Genomic DNA, 15,963 nt, shown 5'->3' with positions numbered 1-15,963 from the left:
GCGGCCGTGGGCAATGATACCTGCCGGATTTCCTGGCAGAAAAATAAATTCTTTTGGAATCAAGCGCTTCGCTTGCGATAGGGCGGGTTGTCCACAAGCTTGTGCACAGAATGTGTGAGCAATTCTGCTGGCCGCCGTCGCGTCAAGGCTGCTGCCGGTGCTTGCCCCCAACGGTTCAAAACGTTACATTCTGCATCCAGACAATCGATCGAATCACCTGAAGGAGTCATTTTTTGCTCGCCATTATTGAAGCCGCCGGCTGGCCCATCTGGCTGCTGCTGATTGTCTCGCTGGTTGCCACGACGCTGATCGTCGAGCGCATCCTGTACCTGCGGCGCCCTCGTATTTTGCCACCGAACCTGCTGCAGGAAGTGGTGCGCGTCTATCACAACGGCAAGGTGACGCCGGAAGTGGTGGAACATCTGGAACAGAATTCCCCGCTGGGCCGGGTGCTGGCGGCCGGCCTGCGCAACGTCGATGCGCCGCGCGAAGTCATGAAGGAAGCGATCGAGGAAGCGGGGCAGGCCAGCGCCCACGAACTGGAACGTTTCCTGACCACCATCGGCACCGTGGCCACGCTGGCGCCGCTCTTGGGCCTGTTCGGCACCGTGGTCGGGATGATCGAAATTTTCAGCGCCCAGGACCCGACCGGCACCAATCCGGCGCAATTGGCGCACGGCATTTCGGTGGCGCTGTACAACACCGGCTTTGGCCTAGCGATCGCGATGCCGGCGCTGATTTTTTACCGCCATTTTCGTGCGTTGGTGGACAGCTTCATCCTGGCGATGGAGCAGCAGGCGGTGAAGTTCGTCGACACCGTGCACGCGGCACGGCGCTAGCCGACGGAAGGCGATCATGAATTTCCGCAAAGGCAAGACCCGCGAAGATCCGGAAATCAACCTGATTCCGTTCATCGACGTGCTGCTGGTGATCGTGATCTTCCTGATGGTGACCACCACCTACAGCAAGTTCACCGCGCTGCAGATCACCTTGCCCACCGCCGACGCCGAAAAGGCGCAGCAGCAGCCGCGCGAAATCAATGTCGCGGTCGACCCCCAAGGCCGCTACGCGATCAATAACGTCACGGTGGCGGCGCGCGACGCGGCGGCGCTGGCGGTCGAACTGAAGGCGGCAGCCGGTGGCTTGGGTGACAACCGTCCGGAGCCGATCGTGATCATCAACGCCGATCAGTTGTCGCCGCACCAGACCGTGATCAATGTGCTGGAAGCGGCGCGCCTGTCCGGGTTTGCCCGCGTGACCTTCGCGGCGCAAAGCAGTAACCGAAGATAACGGGAGTATGCCGTAAATTCGGCTAATTCCGCCTGTTATACGTGCGGAATTTTTAATACTGGTTCCAGTACCATTGCCGGCAGCCCGCTGCCGGCATGAAAGCCGACGCTTGAACACTCCACCCTCCGCGGCTCGATCCGCCTCCATCTTCACGCGCGCCTGGCGTCGGCGCGGGCCGCTGGCCTGCCTGCTGTGGCCGGGGGCGTTGCTGTTCGGGTTCGTCGCCGCCGCGCGGCGCGCGCTGTACCGTGCCGGCTGGTTGGCCTGCGTGCGCCTGCCGGTGCCGGTGATCGTGGTTGGCAACATCTATGTCGGCGGCACCGGCAAGACGCCGCTGGTGATCTGGCTGGTGCAGGCGCTCTCCGCAGCCGGCTGGCGCCCGGGCGTGATTTCGCGCGGCTACGGCGGGCGCGAGGCGGCGCCGCGTCTGGTCGGCGCCGATGCCACGGTGGCCGCGGTCGGCGACGAACCCCTGCTGATTGCCGAGCGCAGCGGCGCCCCGGTGATGGTCGGGCGCCAGCGCGCGGCGGCGGCGCAGGCGCTGCTGGCTGCACACCCGGAAGTCAACGTGATCGTGGCCGATGACGGCTTGCAGCATTACGCGCTGGCGCGCGACATCGAGATCATGCTGTTCGATGAACGCGGCCTGGGCAATCGCTGGCTGCTGCCGGCCGGCCCCTTGCGCGAGCCGGCCTGGCGCCGGCGCGATTTCACCGTCTTCAATGCCGCCGCTGCACCGGCGGGCATCGGCGCGCCGGCGTTTCGGATGCAACTGGTGGGCGTGGTCGCCGAACGTCTGATCGACCGCGCGCAGCGCATGCCGTTGACGCCGCAGTTGTACCTGCCGGCTGCGGGCGCGGCGGAAGCCCGCGGGCGCCAGGCGTCGCGCGTGGTGGCTGCGGCCGGGATCGGCAATCCGGCGCGTTTTTTCGCGATGCTGCGCGCCACCGGCCTGGTCTTTGACGAAATGCCGCTGCCGGATCACTATCCTTTTACCGACGATCCGTTCGCCGGCGAACTGGCCGACATCATCCTGATCACCGAGAAGGATGCAGTAAAATGTAGCCGCCATCCAACCCTCAAAAACGACCCGCGGCTGTGGGTGGTGCCGGTTACGGCGCGCATCGACGAGGCACTGGCGGAACATATTCTGGAGAAATTGCGTGGATACCCGATTGCTTGACATCTTGGTTTGCCCGCTCTGCAAGGGGCCGCTTGAGTACGATCGCGAGAAGCAGGAATTGATCTGCAAGGGCGATCGCCTGGCTTACCCGATCCGCGACGGTATTCCGATCATGTGGGCCGACGAGGCGCGCGACCTGAACGCCGCGCCGGTTGCGGTGCCGGCGCCGAGCTGAGCCGCGATCCGGCTGCAAGTCCCGACCGTCTGACGGCGCCGGGCGCCTTCCCAAACAACTTCCTTTCGATGTCATTCACAGTCATCATCCCGGCCCGCCTGGCCTCTACCCGCCTGCCCAACAAGCCGCTGGCCGACCTCGGCGGCAAGCCGATGGTGGTGCGCGTAGCCGAGCGCGCCGCGCAATCGGGCGCGGCGCAAGTGGTGGTCGCCACCGATCATGCCGATATTTTCGCTGCCTGCGAACAGCATGGCGTGGCGGTGCGCATGACGGGCGTCGAGCATGCCTCCGGCACCGACCGCATCGCCGAGGTCGCCGCCGGGCTGCAACTGGCGCCGGAGGCGGTGGTGGTCAACGTCCAGGGCGACGAGCCGCTGATCGAGCCGGCGCTGATCGCCGCCGTCGCCGCCGCGATCGGTCCCGACGTGCCGATGGCGACCGCGGCGCACGCGATCGGCGACGTGGCCGAGCTGTTCGACCCCAACGTCGTCAAGGTGGTGCTGGATCGTGCCGGCCGCGCGCTGTATTTTTCGCGCGCGCCGATTCCGTGGCACCGGGACGCCTTTGCCGGCAGCCGCGAGGCGCTGCCGGCGGGGTATGCGGCACTGCGCCATGTCGGCCTGTATGCCTACCGCAATGCCTTTCTGCAGGCATACCCGACACTGGCGCCGGCGCCGCTGGAGCAGATCGAGGCGCTGGAGCAATTGCGGGCACTGTGGCATGGCCATCCGATTGCCGTGCATATCGCCGCCGAAGCGCCGGCCGGCGGGGTCGACACCGCTGCCGACCTGGCCCGCGTGCGGCGCCATTTCGACGCCTGAATCGGTGTAAATCTTGGCCTAAATCCTTGCCAAAAACGTTAGCGCGGGGAAATTTTGTGGTAAGTTTCGTACGAAGCCGATGCGGCCAACCGCACATCTGATGGCGATCGTGAATCTTCGGTTAGCCACCGCAACAAAATTCAAACTCGTTTTAGGAAACAACATGCGCCTCATCCTTTTAGGAGCGCCCGGTGCTGGTAAGGGCACGCAAGCCACTTTTATCAAGGAAAAATTCAACATTCCGCAGATTTCGACCGGCGACATGCTGCGCGCGGCGGTCAAGGCCGGCACCCCGCTCGGCGTTGAAGCCAAGAAAGTCATGGACGCCGGCGGCCTGGTTTCGGACGACATCATCATCGGCCTGGTCAAGGACCGGCTGAAAGAGCCGGATTGCGCCAACGGCTATCTGTTCGACGGCTTCCCGCGCACGATTCCGCAAGCCGATGCAATGAAGGATGCCGGCGTCGCCATCGACTATGTGCTGGAAATCGAGGTACCGGACGCGGCCATCATCGAACGCATGAGCGGGCGCCGCGTGCATCTGCCGTCCGGGCGCACCTATCACGTCAAGTTCAACCCGCCGAAAGTGGAGGGGCGCGATGACGTCACCGGCGAAGAGCTGATCCAGCGCGACGACGACAAGGAAGAAACCGTCAAGAAGCGCCTGGCGGTATTTCACGAGCAAACCGAAGTGCTGCTCGACTACTACGGCAAATGGGCGCAATCGGGCCAGCCCGGAGCGCCCAAATACCGGAAGATCTCCGGCGTCGGCAGTGTCGACGCGATCCGCGATAGTGCATTCGCCGCACTGGCGGAATAACCCCGAAGCGGACCTTGTGTCCGCTTTTTTTTATCCCGCAGCGCAATAAGAATTGCTGCCCGATGGCAGCGGACCCGGCCAGTCCAGGGAATCATGTTCAGTCAGGCCAATAAACAGAATTGCAGTCAAGCCGTTTTTTCGGAAACGGTGGCAATCCGATTGGCAGCCGCAAAAAAGGCGGCTGCGGAAGTTCGGTAGTGTTTTATTTTTGCTTGAATGTGATAACAAGGAGGAGTCAATATGGCAACAGGGTTATTGTTCGCTGTGGTATGCGGCGCCATCGCCGTCATCTACGGTCTGATTTCGCGTAGCTGGATCCTGAAGCAGGATGCCGGCAACGCCCGAATGCAGGAAATCGCGGCTGCCATCCAGACCGGCGCGGCCGCCTACCTGGCGCGACAGTATCGAACCATCGCCATGGTCGGCGTGGCGCTGTTCGTCGTGATTGCCATCGTCCCGGGTCTTGGTTTCACCACTGCGATGGGCTTCCTGGTCGGCGCCGTGCTGTCCGGCGCCTGCGGTTTCATCGGCATGAATGTCTCGGTGCGCGCCAACGTGCGCACCGCGCAGGCTGCTACCAAGGGCATGAACGAAGCGCTCGACGTCGCCTTCAAGGGCGGCGCCATTACCGGCATGCTGGTGGTCGGCCTGGGTCTTTTGGGCGTCGCCATCTTCTACTGGTTCCTGACCGTCTCGGCGCCGCATGGTGCCGGCGTGACCGTCACGCTGCATGACGTCATCAAGCCGCTGATCGGACTGGCCTTCGGCGCTTCGCTGATCTCGATTTTCGCGCGCCTGGGCGGCGGCATCTTCACCAAGGGCGCCGACGTCGGCGCCGATCTGGTGGGCAAGGTCGAAGCCGGGATTCCCGAGGATGACCCGCGCAACCCGGCGGTGATCGCCGATAACGTCGGCGACAACGTCGGCGACTGCGCCGGCATGGCGGCCGACCTGTTTGAAACCTACGTGGTGACGTTGATTGCCACCATGCTGCTCGGCACGCTGATGATCACCGGCCATGAAACGCAGGCGGCGCTCTATCCGCTGATGCTGGGCGGGGTTTCGATCCTGGCTTCGATCGTCGGCTGCGGCATGGTCAAGGCGCAGCCCGGCAAGAAGATCATGTCGGCGCTGTATACCGGCTTGTGGTGGGCCGCCGGGCTGTCGCTGATCGGCTTTGCCGCGGTCACCTGGATCGTGCTGCCGGAACCGATGCGCATCCCGATGATGGGCTCGGCCGTGATCGGCATCGTGCTGACCGGGCTGATGGTGTACATCACCGAGTACTACACCGGCACCGACTTCAAGCCGGTGCAGCACATCGCGCAAGCCTCGACCACCGGCCACGGCACCAACATCATCGCCGGCCTCGGCGTGTCGATGAAAGCCACCGCCTGGCCGGTCTTGGCGGTGTGCGTGGCGATCATCGCCTCGTATCAACTGGGCGGCCTGTACGGGATCGCGATCGCCGCCACCTCGATGCTGTCGATGGCCGGCATCATTGTCGCGCTCGATGCCTACGGCCCGATCACCGACAACGCCGGCGGCATCGCCGAAATGTCGGGCATGCCGGAGTCGGTGCGCGCCATCACCGATCCGCTGGATGCGGTCGGCAACACCACCAAGGCGGTCACCAAGGGCTATGCGATCGGCTCCGCCGGGCTGGCGGCGCTGGTGCTGTTCGCGGACTACACCCACGCGCTGGAATCGGTGGGTCGGGTGGTGACGTTCAACCTGTCGGACCCGATGGTGATCGTCGGCCTCTTCATCGGCGGCCTGATCCCCTACCTGTTCGGCGCGATGGCGATGGAAGCCGTTGGCCGCGCGGCCGGCGCGGTGGTGGTCGAGGTGCGGCGTCAGTTCCGCGACATCAAGGGCATCATGGACGGCAGCGGCAAGCCGGAATACGACAAGGCAGTCGACATGCTGACCAGTTCCGCCATCAAGGAAATGATCATCCCGTCGCTGCTGCCGGTGGTGGTGCCGATTCTGGTCGGCATGCTGCTGGGGCCGGCCGCACTGGGCGGCCTGTTGATGGGTACCATCATCACCGGCCTGTTCGTGGCGATTTCGATGACCACCGGCGGCGGTGCCTGGGATAATGCCAAGAAATACATCGAGGACGGCAACCACGGCGGCAAGGGTTCGGAAGCGCACAAGGCGGCGGTTACCGGCGATACCGTCGGCGATCCGTACAAGGATACCGCCGGCCCGGCAGTCAATCCGCTGATCAAGATCATCAACATCGTCGCGCTGCTGATCGTGCCGCTGTTGCCGGCGGGCGCCATCTTTGCCACCAGCGTAGCGGCGGTTCCGCCGACACCGCCGGCGGTGGTGAGCAGCGTGGCTGTGACGCCAGCGGCGCCGGCGACGCTGGCGCAGCCCGAAATTACGGCCAATGCGGCCGCGGCGCCGGCGGCCAAACCTTAACCGGCACTGCAACTCTCGCGTCCGGAAAAGACGGCTGCGGCCGTCTTTTTTCATTCTGGCGCCGGCAAAACTGGCTACAATCGCTGCACCATGACGTTAACGTAAGCGTCATGCCCGATTCTCCGTTTTTGCCAAAGGAAAACCAGCCATGCAGATTCAAAATAACGTCTTCATCATTACCGGCGGCGCTTCCGGCCTGGGTGCCGCGACCGCGCGCATGCTCGCGGAAAACGGCGCCAAGGTGGTGCTGGCCGACGTCCAGGTCGAACCCGGCGAGAAGCTGGCAGCCGAGTTGGGCGGCAAGTTCGTCAAGTGCGATGTCACTTCCGAAGCCGACGGCCTGGCCGTGGTGCAGGCGGCGACCGCGCTGGGTACGCTGCGCGGCCTGATCAATTGCGCCGGCGTCGCGCCGGCGGTGAAAACCGTCGGCCGCGATGGTCCGCATCCGCTCGAAGTGTTCCAGCGCACCGTCAACATCAACCTGGTCGGCACCTTCAACATGGCGCGCCTCGCGGCCGATGCGATGGGCAAGACCGAAGCCGCCGAATCCGGCGAGCGCGGCATCATCATCAACACCGCCTCGGTCGCCGCCTACGACGGCCAGATCGGCCAGGCCGCGTACGGTTCGTCGAAAGCGGCGGTGGTCGGCCTGACGCTGCCAATGGCGCGCGACTTGTCGCGCAGCGGCATCCGCGTGATGACGATCGCGCCCGGCATCTTCGAGACGCCGATGCTGCTCGGCATGCCACAGGAAGTGCAGGACGCGCTCGGCAAGATGGTGCCGTTCCCATCGCGCCTGGGCAAGCCGGCCGAATATGCGCATCTGGCCAAGGCCATCATCGAAAACGCGATGCTGAACGGCGAGACGATCCGCCTCGACGGTGCGATCCGGATGCAGCCGAAATAAGCGCGTGGCCGCCGCACTGGCCACTGGTGACGTCGCCTCAAGCCCCTACCAATATTTTGTAGAGTATGTGGCAAATACTTCCATATTATGAGCGGTATTGTTTGTCATATATGGGAGTATGCTGCCTTGAGGGGCCGGGCTAGAGTCGATTCGTGCTTCCGGCAGATGGTCGGCAGCGGGCGGCCGGTGCTCGAGTTGCACCTGGCATTCACAAAGCACCGGCGCCCTGTTAATCTCTTGTTATGAAGAAACAAATCAAATCCGCGCTGGTATTGAGCGGCGGCGGCGCCCGCGCAGCCTATCAGGTTGGTGTGCTGCAGGCGGTATCGTCGATCGTGCGCGAGGCTGGCTGGGCGCCGCAGCATAGCCCGTTCGATGTGATCTGCGGTACTTCGGCCGGTGCCATCAACGCCACCGCGCTGGCCTGTCGCGCCGACGATTTCGCCGAAGGGATCGAGGTGCTGCTGAAGGTCTGGTCGCATTTCTCGGTGGAGCAGGTATATCGCGCCGATTCGTTGGGCGTACTGCGCACTGGCGCGCGCTGGCTGTCGCTGCTGTCGTTCGGCTGGCTGTTGCGCAAGTGGCATGCGCGACCGCCCAGTTCGCTGCTCGACAACACGCCGCTGGTGACGCTGCTGCATCGCCTGCTCGACTTGCCGCGCCTGGACGCCGCCCTGACCAGCGGCGTGCTGCGGGCGCTGGCGGTCACCGCCTCGTCCTACACCGGCGGCCACCACGTCACCTTTTATCAGAGCCACGCCGAGATCCAGGAATGGACGCGCAGCCAGCGCCGCGCCATCAAGGGCCAGATCGGGGTCGATCATCTGCTGGCTTCGGCGGCGATTCCATTCATCTTTCCGGCGATGCCGATTTACTGCGACGGCCGTCGCGAGTATTTCGGCGATGGTTCGATGCGCCAACTGACCCCGATCGCACCGGCAATTCACCTTGGCGCCAACAAGATCTTCGTGGTCGGCGCCGGCCGCCTGATGGAGCCGACGCTGGATGTGGCGCCATTCCCGGCATACCCGACGCTGGCGCAGATCGCCGGCCATGCCATGTCGAGCATTTTTCTGGACAGCATCGCAGTCGATATCGAACGCCTGTCGCGCATCAACCAGACGCTGTCGCTGCTGACTCCCGAGCAACGGGAGAACACCCAGTTGCGGCCGATCGACATGCTGCTGATTGCACCATCCGAGCGGCTGGACGACATCGCCAGCCGCCACGTCGGCAGCCTGCCGCGGCCGGTTCACGCGATGCTGGCCGGCATCGGCGCCACCGAAGCGCGCGGCGGCGCGCTGGCCTCCTACCTGCTGTTCGAAGCCAGCTACACCTGCGAATTGATCCGGCTGGGACAAAAGGATGCGTTTGCACGCCGCGCCGATATCCTCGATTTTTTCGCCGACTGAGAAGTCAGGGCGCCGTGCATGGCTAATCCGGAGGGCGGATCGGAATTGTTTCATATCTGTTGATTCGTTTTCAGCAACAAGTTACCCTACGTGATGTAGTTTTTCTGATTATATTTAAGGCAACAAAACGCGCGAAAGACGATGTTGAACGGTCGGTTGCTGAAAAAATATCTATTGTTGCTGGTGGTCTGGCTGTTGTGCGCCGGCGCCTTTGCCAGGACAGCGCCGGAACTGGCGACGATTCATGCGCGCAATTTGCCGCCCGAAGCCCGGAAAACCCTGGCATTGATCAAGCAGGGCGGTCCTTTTCCGTATGCCAAGGATGGCGTGGTTTTCGGCAATTACGAAGGGCTGCTGCCGCGCCAAAAGCGTGGCTACTATCATGAATATACGGTGAAAACGCCGCGCGCCCGCAACCGTGGCGCGCGCCGGATCGTCAGCGGGGGCGATCCGGCCACTTCGGGCGAATATTATTACACCGACAATCATTATGTGACGTTCATGCGCATACAAGAATAATGGAGGCCGGACGGCGTCCCGTCCGCAACAATAAATAGCCGCAATGAATATGGTCAAATTCGAGGGAGAAATGAGTTTACTCAAAACTGTGCCGCCGAACGTCGTGCAGTCCATCCGCGCGTTTCGCGCCGTCGACCTGCAAGCCGAGGCGGCCCATCTTGGCCAGCACTTTCTCTACGCCTGGTGTGCCGAGGCCAGCACCAAGCAACAGGTGCTGGCAACCATTGCCGAAGCGTTTTGTTTCCCGAGGCATTTCGGCAAGAATTTTGACGCGCTGGCAGATTGCCTGACCGACCTGCCGTACAAGGCTGGCCCGCAGTCCGGTTTTCTGGTGGTGCTGGAGCAATTGCCGAATACGCCCAAGTTCGACAAGGAAGCGCGCGAAACCTTGCTGGACGTGTTTCGCGACGCCGCCGATTTCTGGGCTGAAAAAAAGATTGCATTTCGGGTCTTTTATTCATTCCAGTAACATTATTTCCCTCTTGCAACGGAGCACCTAGGTTCCGATTTGCATCGCGCTGATCGGCGCCGCAGCAGGTACAATGCGCGCCATGAAACGCATTGTTATCCTGATTTCCGGACGCGGCAGCAACATGCAGGCGATCGTCGATGCCGCCCGCGCCGAGCGCTGGCCGGCGCAGATCGTCGCCGTCATCAGCAACCGCGCCGACGCCGACGGACTGGCATACGCCGCCGCCCATCAAATTCCCACCGCAGTCGTGGTCAGCAAGCAATACTCCGATCGAGCTGCCTTCGATTCCGCCTTGTCTTCTGCGATTGACGGCTATACTCCCGATTTGGTGGTGCTGGCCGGCTTCATGCGGATACTGACGCCGGGGTTCGCCGAGCACTACGCTGGCCGCCTGTTGAATATCCATCCCTCCTTGCTGCCCAGTTTTCCCGGACTCGCGACCCACCGGCGGGCATTGCAGGCGGGCGTCAAGCTGCATGGCGCCACGGTGCATTTCGTCACCTCGGAACTGGATGGCGGCCCGATCGTGGCGCAGGCGGCGGTGCCGGTGCTGGCCGACGACGACGAGACGCGGCTGGCGGCGCGCGTGCTGGCCGTCGAGCATGAGATTTATCCGCAGGTAGTGCGCAGCTTCGTCGAAGGCCGGGTGCGGCTCGAACAGAATCGCGCCTGGATCGTCGAACCGCCGCCCGCCCCGGCTGCCGCTGGCGTCGACGGCGCACACGAAAGAACCGCATGAGGCTAGCTCCCGCGCTGACTACGCATACCGAGCAGGTGTTGCGCGAAATCCTGCGTTTCACCGGCCCGGCCGATGGCACCTTGTCGCGCTATTTTCGCGAAAATCCGCGCCTCGGCGCGCGCGAACGCGGCGTCATCGCCGAAGCCGTCTACGGCCTGCTGCGCAACAAATCGGTGTACACCAATTTTGCCGAATCCGGCCACGGGCCGGCGATGCGCCGGCTGGCGCTCCTGGGGCTGGCCGACGCGGTCGGCGCCGATGCGCTGGGCGGATTGTCGGAAGAGGAAGCCGCGTGGCTGCAGCGGGTTGGCGAAATCGACCGCACGCAGTTGCCGCCGGCCTTGCGCGCCAACCTGCCGTCCTGGTTGTTCGAGATGCTGGTGGCATGCCACGGCGAGGCGGAGACGCTGCGCATGGCCGAGGCGCTGAATACGCCGGCGGCGCTCGATTTGCGCGTGAACGCGCTGAAGGCGACGCGCGAGGAAGTGATCGCGGCATTGGCCGAGGCGCCGATCATCGGCCTGCCGACGCCGTATGCGCCGCTCGGGATTCGCATCGTCAAGAAGCCGTCGATCCAGAATCTGCCGTTGTTCAAGGATGGCGTGGTTGAGGTGCAGGACGAGGGCAGCCAGTTGCTGGCGCAGGTGCTGGGCGCGCGGCGTGGCGAAATGGTGGTCGATTTTTGCGCCGGCGCCGGCGGCAAGACGCTGGCGTTGGGCGCGACCATGCGCAATACCGGCCGCCTGTATGCCTTCGACGTCTCGGCCAAGCGCCTGGCGAAGATGAAGCCGCGCGTCGCCAGAAGCGGCTTGTCGAACGTGCATCCGGTGCTGATCGCGCACGAAAACGATGCCAAGATCAAGCGCCTGGCGGGCAAGGTCGACCGCGTGCTGGTCGACGCGCCCTGCACCGGGCTGGGCACGCTGCGCCGCAATCCTGACGTCAAGTGGCGGCAAACGCCGGCAACAGTGGCCGAGATGAATCTGAAGCAAAGCGCGATCCTGGCCAGCGCCGCCCGCCTGCTGAAAGTCGGCGGCCGGCTGGTGTATGGCACCTGCAGTCTGCTGGATGAAGAAAACGAGGCGATCGTCGCCCAGTTTCTGGCCAGCCACGAGAATTTCGTGCTGGTGCCGATGCAGCAGGTGCTGGCGGAGCAGAAGATCGCGCTGGACACGGGCGACTACCTGAAGCTGCTGCCGCATTCGCACCAGACCGACGGTTTCTTTGCCGCGGTGCTTGAGCGCAGATGAGCGTGCGCGCGGCTCGTTGGGCGCTGGGCTGGCTGGTGATGCTGGTGTCGATGGCGCCGGCGCATGCGGCTGAGCCGCTGCCGGTGCCGCTCGCGGCGCGCGGCACGATACAGGCGGCGTTTGCGCCCTGGAATGATATCGAAGGCCTGATTATCGATGCGATCGACGCCGCCAAACAGCAAGTTCTGGTGCAAGCCTATTTGCTGACCAGCAAGAACGTGGCGCAGGCGCTGATTCGCGCCCATCGGCGGAGGGTCGCCGTGCAGGTGCTGATGGACGCCGAACAACTGGACAAGGTGCCGGCGTCGCAAGCGTTGACGCTGGCCGAGGCCGGCATTCCGGTCGCGCTGGAAACCGATTTCCAGAACGCGCACAACAAGGTGGTCATCATCGACGGCGGCAGCAACGCGCCGGTACTGATTACCGGCAGCTTCAATTTCACCTGGGCCGCGGCGCACAAAAACGCCGAGAACGTGCTGGTAGTGCGCGGCAATCCCGAACTGACCGCGCTGTACGTTGCCAACTGGGAGCGGCACCAGCGCGCTGCCATCGCCTACCGACGCTGAGCCGGACATGTATTCCAGTCTATTGTCGAATCTGATCCGGGAATTCCATACACCCAGCATCGTCTGGCAGGTTGGCGCACTGCTGGCGTGCGGCTTGCTCGGTTATGGTCTGTCGCGGCTGCTGCGCAAGGTGTTCAGCGTCCCGGTCGCGCAGCCGCGGGTAGTGCGCCTGGGCGTTGAAAGCCTGGCCCGGGTGCTGACGCCGGTGCTGATCCTGATCCTGATTTTCGTCGCCAAGGCTTTGCTGGCCGAGTCGCATCGCGTCAACTTGCTGCGGCTGGTGATTCCGCTGGTGGCATCGCTGGCCCTGATCCGCTTCATGTTCTATGTGTTGCAGCGGGCCTTCGACCGCGATGGCACCCCGGGCCGCGTCCTGCGGACGTTTGAAAAATTCCTCGCCGTGCTGGTCTGGGTTGGCGTCGCATTGTATGTCACCGGCCTGTGGCCCTATTTGCTGCATGAGCTGGAGCAGATCGTATTGCCGGTGGGGCGTCATCAAATTTCCGCGCTGACGATCCTGCAGGCGTTGGCATCGGTCAGCGTGACGCTGATCCTGGCATTCTGGCTCGGAGCCATGCTGGAAGACCGCTTGATGCAATTGAACGGCATGCACTCGTCGTTGCGCACCGTGGTGGCCAGGATGGCGCGTGCCTTGCTGGTGCTGGTGGCGATCCTGATCAGCCTGTCGCTGGTCGGCATCGATCTCACCGTGTTGTCGGTCTTCGGCGGCGCGCTGGGCGTGGCGCTCGGCCTCGGCATGCAAAAAATCGCCAGCAACTACGTGTCGGGCTTCGTCATCCTGCTGGAGCGCGGGATGGCAATCGGCGACATGGTCACGGTTGACAAGTTTTATGGAAAGGTGGCCCAGATCAACACCCGCTATACCGTGCTGCGCGGCCTGGACGGCGTGGAATCGGCAGTGCCCAACGAGATGTTTGTCCTGACACCGGTACAAAACCACTCGCTGTCCGAGCACGCGATCCGGCTCTCGACGCAACTGGTGATCGAGTACTGCCACGATGTCGAAAGCCTGCTGTCGGTACTGGAGCATGCGGTGGCCGGCATCGAGCGCGTTTCCAGCATCACTCCGCCCAGCGCGCTGTTGATCCGGTTTGGCCCGGACGGATTGGAGCTGGAAATCGGATTCTGGATCACCGATCCGGAGAACGGCCGCCTGAACGTGCTGTCGGACGTCAACCGTGCCGTCTGGCGCACGCTGAAGGCGCACCAGATTCGGATCGCCCGCCCGAAGCGCGATCTGCGTTTGATTGACGGCGACCAAAGGAGCGATGCGGCACCTGCTTCCTCGGCCCCTGATTCGGTTTTTTAGGCGGCGTACAATCCGATCAAAACCGGGCTGAACCGTTGTCGACGCAGCCGCCTGCCGCTGGACGGCATTATTTTGGAGCATGAAAATTGAACACCGTTGCCGATGCCGCCGTCGATTTCCTGATCCATGGCTCGCTGGCCGCCAGCGGCTGGCAAATTCTGGCTTACACCTTGCTGACCACGCACATCACGATCGCCGGCGTAACGATTTATCTGCATCGCTCGCAGGCGCACCGCGCCCTCGACCTGCACCCGGTTGCCAGCCATTTCTTCCGCTTCTGGCTATGGCTGACGACCGGCATGGTCACCACGGAGTGGGCGGCGATTCACCGCAAGCATCACGCCAAGTGTGAAACGACGGAAGACCCGCACAGCCCGGTCACGCGCGGCATTCGCAAGGTGCTGCTGGAAGGCGCCGAACTGTATCGGGCCGAATCGAAGAATCGTGAAACGATAGCAAAATACGGCCATGGCACGCCCGACGACTGGATCGAGCATCATCTTTACAGCAAATACACCTGGCAAGGCGTGGGGCTGCTGCTGATCGTCGACGTTCTGTTGTTCGGCGCCATCGGGTTGACGGTGTGGGCGGTGCAGATGCTGTGGATTCCGGTGATGGCGGCCGGGGTCATCAATGGCATCGGCCATTATTGGGGGTATCGCAACTACGATTGTGCGGACGCCTCCACCAACATCTTTCCGCTCGGCATTCTGATCGGCGGCGAAGAGTTGCATAATAATCATCACACCTTCGGCAGTTCGGCCAGGCTATCCTCGAAGTGGTATGAATTCGACATCGGCTGGATGTATATCCGGCTGCTGGAATTCGTTCGCCTGGCTCAGGTGAAGAAGCTGGCGCCGGTGCCGCGCTTCGATGGTGCCAAGCGGGTGGCCGACTTCGAGACGCTGCAGGCGGTGATTGCCAATCGCTATGACGTGATGGCGAAGTACGCGAAATCGCTCCAGCGCACCTGGCGCGACGAACGCAGGCGTTTGTCCGCGGGTCGGACGATCGAGGCGAACTTGCTGAAGTCGTCCAGAAAGCTGCTGTGCCGTACCCCTGACCGCCTGGGAGCTCCCGAGCAGCAGCAACTGAGCACATTGTTCGCGCATAGCCAGGCGCTGCAAACCCTGCACGAAATGCGGACGGACTTGGCGGCGCTGTGGAGCCGCTCGCATCTGACGCCCGAGCAGTTGCTGCAGCATTTGCAGGATTGGTGCGCACGCGCCGAAGCGTCGGGGATTCAGGCCTTGCGTGATTTCTCGCTGCGTTTGCGCAGCTATGCCTGAACTTGCCGCTCCCAGTACTCGATGAAGAAAACGCGACGAACTTTCGTCGCGTTTTTCATTTGGTGCGCCGGGTTCGTGCGGTGGAGGCCGGGGATGGGTTGCGCCGCCGCGGATTGGAGTGTTCGGGAATTCCCAGTTCGGCCGCCGGGACTGCGCGCCATTCGCCCGGATGGAGCGGGTAGCGGACCAGCGTATACGGGCCGATGGCGATGCGAATCAGCCTGAGCGTCGGCAAGCCGACTGCCGCCGTCATTCGCCGCACCTGGCGATTCTTGCCCTCGGTTAGCGTAATGGACAGCCAGCTCACCGGTTTATCCAGCCGTTGTCGGATCGGCGGCTGGCGTGGCCAGAGCCATTCCGGAGCCTCGACTTGGCGGGCGCTGCACGGCAGTGTGACGAAGTCGCCCAGATCCAGCGGCGCCTGCAGGCGCGCCAGGCTGTTGGCATCCGGCACCCCATCGACTTGCGCCAGATAGGTCTTGGCCTGCTTATGCTCGGGGTGGCTGATGCCGTGCTGCAGGCGGCCATCATCCGTCAGCAGCAGCAAGCCTTCGCTGTCGGCATCCAGCCGCCCGGCCGGATAAATACCGGGCAGGTCGAGATAGTCGGCCAAAGTCGGCCGCGTCGGATGCGGCGAGAACTGGCACATGACCCCGCAGGGTTTATTGAATAGAATGAGGGGCATACTGAAGGGCGTCTAAAAACATGGCGCACAGTAAAATACTGGTGCATAATATGAAATTCTGGTCTTATGTCTTAT

16 protein-coding genes and 1 pseudogene are annotated in these 15,963 nt (G+C 63.2%); 16 read left to right on the top strand and 1 reads right to left on the bottom strand.

The window, feature by feature from the left end:
- The first annotated feature begins 233 nt into the window (after positions 1-233).
- The 16 genes and pseudogenes from ACK2VC_RS04775 to ACK2VC_RS04700 all read left to right on the top strand — a co-directional run bounded on the left by ACK2VC_RS04775 (position 234) and on the right by ACK2VC_RS04700 (position 15,203).
- Complete coding sequence (locus ACK2VC_RS04775) at positions 234-839, top strand: MotA/TolQ/ExbB proton channel family protein (RefSeq protein ID WP_486732453.1); 606 nt, start codon at positions 234-236, stop codon at positions 837-839.
- A gap of 16 nt (positions 840-855) precedes the next feature.
- Entirely contained in the window at positions 856-1,290 is a 435-nt protein-coding gene (locus tag ACK2VC_RS04770; protein WP_486732452.1) for an ExbD/TolR family protein, read from the top strand.
- Between the two features lie 109 nt (positions 1,291-1,399).
- Positions 1,400-2,473 (top strand): tetraacyldisaccharide 4'-kinase, encoded by a 1,074-nt coding sequence (gene lpxK / locus ACK2VC_RS04765; protein WP_486732451.1) that lies wholly within the window; start codon positions 1,400-1,402, stop codon positions 2,471-2,473.
- Entirely contained in the window at positions 2,454-2,648 is a 195-nt protein-coding gene (locus tag ACK2VC_RS04760) for a Trm112 family protein (RefSeq protein WP_486732450.1), read from the top strand. The genes lpxK and ACK2VC_RS04760 overlap by 20 nt, the downstream gene beginning before the upstream one ends.
- 68 nt (positions 2,649-2,716) lie before the next feature.
- A complete protein-coding gene (kdsB, locus tag ACK2VC_RS04755; protein ID WP_486732449.1) occupies positions 2,717-3,469 on the top strand; it encodes a 3-deoxy-manno-octulosonate cytidylyltransferase in 753 nt (250 codons plus the stop codon).
- 163 nt (positions 3,470-3,632) lie between these two features.
- Positions 3,633-4,289: an adenylate kinase gene (adk, locus tag ACK2VC_RS04750; protein ID WP_486732448.1), complete on the top strand. Its 657-nt coding sequence runs from the start codon at positions 3,633-3,635 to the stop codon at positions 4,287-4,289.
- 240 nt (positions 4,290-4,529) lie between these two features.
- Positions 4,530-6,719: a sodium-translocating pyrophosphatase gene (locus tag ACK2VC_RS04745; RefSeq protein WP_486732447.1), complete on the top strand. Its 2,190-nt coding sequence runs from the start codon at positions 4,530-4,532 to the stop codon at positions 6,717-6,719.
- Between the two features lie 148 nt (positions 6,720-6,867).
- A complete protein-coding gene (locus ACK2VC_RS04740; protein WP_486732446.1) occupies positions 6,868-7,626 on the top strand; it encodes a 3-hydroxyacyl-CoA dehydrogenase in 759 nt (252 codons plus the stop codon).
- Between the two features lie 242 nt (positions 7,627-7,868).
- On the top strand, positions 7,869-9,038 hold the full coding sequence (locus tag ACK2VC_RS04735; protein ID WP_486732445.1) for a patatin-like phospholipase family protein: 1,170 nt from the start codon (positions 7,869-7,871) through the stop codon (positions 9,036-9,038).
- 141 nt (positions 9,039-9,179) lie between these two features.
- Positions 9,180-9,557 carry a ribonuclease gene (locus tag ACK2VC_RS04730; RefSeq protein WP_486732444.1) on the top strand — a complete coding sequence of 126 codons (378 nt, stop codon included), beginning with the start codon at positions 9,180-9,182 and terminating at the stop codon, positions 9,555-9,557.
- Positions 9,558-9,618: 61 nt separating this feature from the next.
- A pseudogene (locus ACK2VC_RS04725) lies at positions 9,619-10,026 on the top strand (barstar family protein); the annotation flags it as partial.
- A gap of 82 nt (positions 10,027-10,108) precedes the next feature.
- Positions 10,109-10,768: a phosphoribosylglycinamide formyltransferase gene (gene purN, locus ACK2VC_RS04720; RefSeq protein WP_486732443.1), complete on the top strand. Its 660-nt coding sequence runs from the start codon at positions 10,109-10,111 to the stop codon at positions 10,766-10,768.
- Positions 10,765-12,018, top strand: coding sequence for an RsmB/NOP family class I SAM-dependent RNA methyltransferase (locus ACK2VC_RS04715; protein WP_486732442.1), 1,254 nt, complete (start codon positions 10,765-10,767; stop codon positions 12,016-12,018). The genes purN and ACK2VC_RS04715 overlap by 4 nt, the downstream gene beginning before the upstream one ends.
- Entirely contained in the window at positions 12,015-12,584 is a 570-nt protein-coding gene (locus tag ACK2VC_RS04710) for a phospholipase D family nuclease (RefSeq protein WP_486732441.1), read from the top strand. The genes ACK2VC_RS04715 and ACK2VC_RS04710 overlap by 4 nt, the downstream gene beginning before the upstream one ends.
- A gap of 7 nt (positions 12,585-12,591) precedes the next feature.
- Positions 12,592-13,914, top strand: coding sequence for a mechanosensitive ion channel family protein (locus ACK2VC_RS04705; protein ID WP_486732440.1), 1,323 nt, complete (start codon positions 12,592-12,594; stop codon positions 13,912-13,914).
- An 86-nt stretch (positions 13,915-14,000) separates the two neighbouring features.
- Positions 14,001-15,203: a DesA family fatty acid desaturase gene (locus ACK2VC_RS04700; protein ID WP_486732439.1), complete on the top strand. Its 1,203-nt coding sequence runs from the start codon at positions 14,001-14,003 to the stop codon at positions 15,201-15,203.
- Positions 15,204-15,258: 55 nt separating this feature from the next.
- Here ACK2VC_RS04700 and ACK2VC_RS04695 read toward each other — a convergent pair whose 3' ends face one another.
- Complete coding sequence (locus ACK2VC_RS04695) at positions 15,259-15,888, bottom strand: pseudouridine synthase (protein WP_486732438.1); 630 nt, start codon at positions 15,886-15,888, stop codon at positions 15,259-15,261.
- Positions 15,889-15,963 lie beyond the last annotated feature (75 nt).

Source organism: Herbaspirillum sp. WTB6 (assembly GCF_057457785.1).
The sequence above is the reverse complement of the archived record's forward strand: the minus strand, read 5'-3'. Positions and strand labels throughout refer to the sequence as shown.

Excerpts from the sequence above, each read along its gene's own strand:
- ACK2VC_RS04730 (WP_486732444.1), top strand. The coding sequence starts at position 9,180 with ATGTTGAACGGTCGGTTGCTGAAAAAATATCTATTGTTGCTGGTGGTC.
- ACK2VC_RS04735 (WP_486732445.1), top strand. The coding sequence starts at position 7,869 with ATGAAGAAACAAATCAAATCCGCGCTGGTATTGAGCGGCGGCGGCGCC.
- ACK2VC_RS04745 (WP_486732447.1), top strand. The coding sequence starts at position 4,530 with ATGGCAACAGGGTTATTGTTCGCTGTGGTATGCGGCGCCATCGCCGTC.
- adk (WP_486732448.1), top strand. The coding sequence starts at position 3,633 with ATGCGCCTCATCCTTTTAGGAGCGCCCGGTGCTGGTAAGGGCACGCAA.
- ACK2VC_RS04740 (WP_486732446.1), top strand. The coding sequence starts at position 6,868 with ATGCAGATTCAAAATAACGTCTTCATCATTACCGGCGGCGCTTCCGGC.
- purN (WP_486732443.1), top strand. The coding sequence starts at position 10,109 with ATGAAACGCATTGTTATCCTGATTTCCGGACGCGGCAGCAACATGCAG.
- ACK2VC_RS04770 (WP_486732452.1), top strand. The coding sequence starts at position 856 with ATGAATTTCCGCAAAGGCAAGACCCGCGAAGATCCGGAAATCAACCTG.
- ACK2VC_RS04695 (WP_486732438.1), bottom strand. The coding sequence starts at position 15,888 with ATGCCCCTCATTCTATTCAATAAACCCTGCGGGGTCATGTGCCAGTTC.
- ACK2VC_RS04705 (WP_486732440.1), top strand. The coding sequence starts at position 12,592 with ATGTATTCCAGTCTATTGTCGAATCTGATCCGGGAATTCCATACACCC.
- ACK2VC_RS04710 (WP_486732441.1), top strand. The coding sequence starts at position 12,015 with ATGAGCGTGCGCGCGGCTCGTTGGGCGCTGGGCTGGCTGGTGATGCTG.
- ACK2VC_RS04715 (WP_486732442.1), top strand. The coding sequence starts at position 10,765 with ATGAGGCTAGCTCCCGCGCTGACTACGCATACCGAGCAGGTGTTGCGC.
- kdsB (WP_486732449.1), top strand. The coding sequence starts at position 2,717 with ATGTCATTCACAGTCATCATCCCGGCCCGCCTGGCCTCTACCCGCCTG.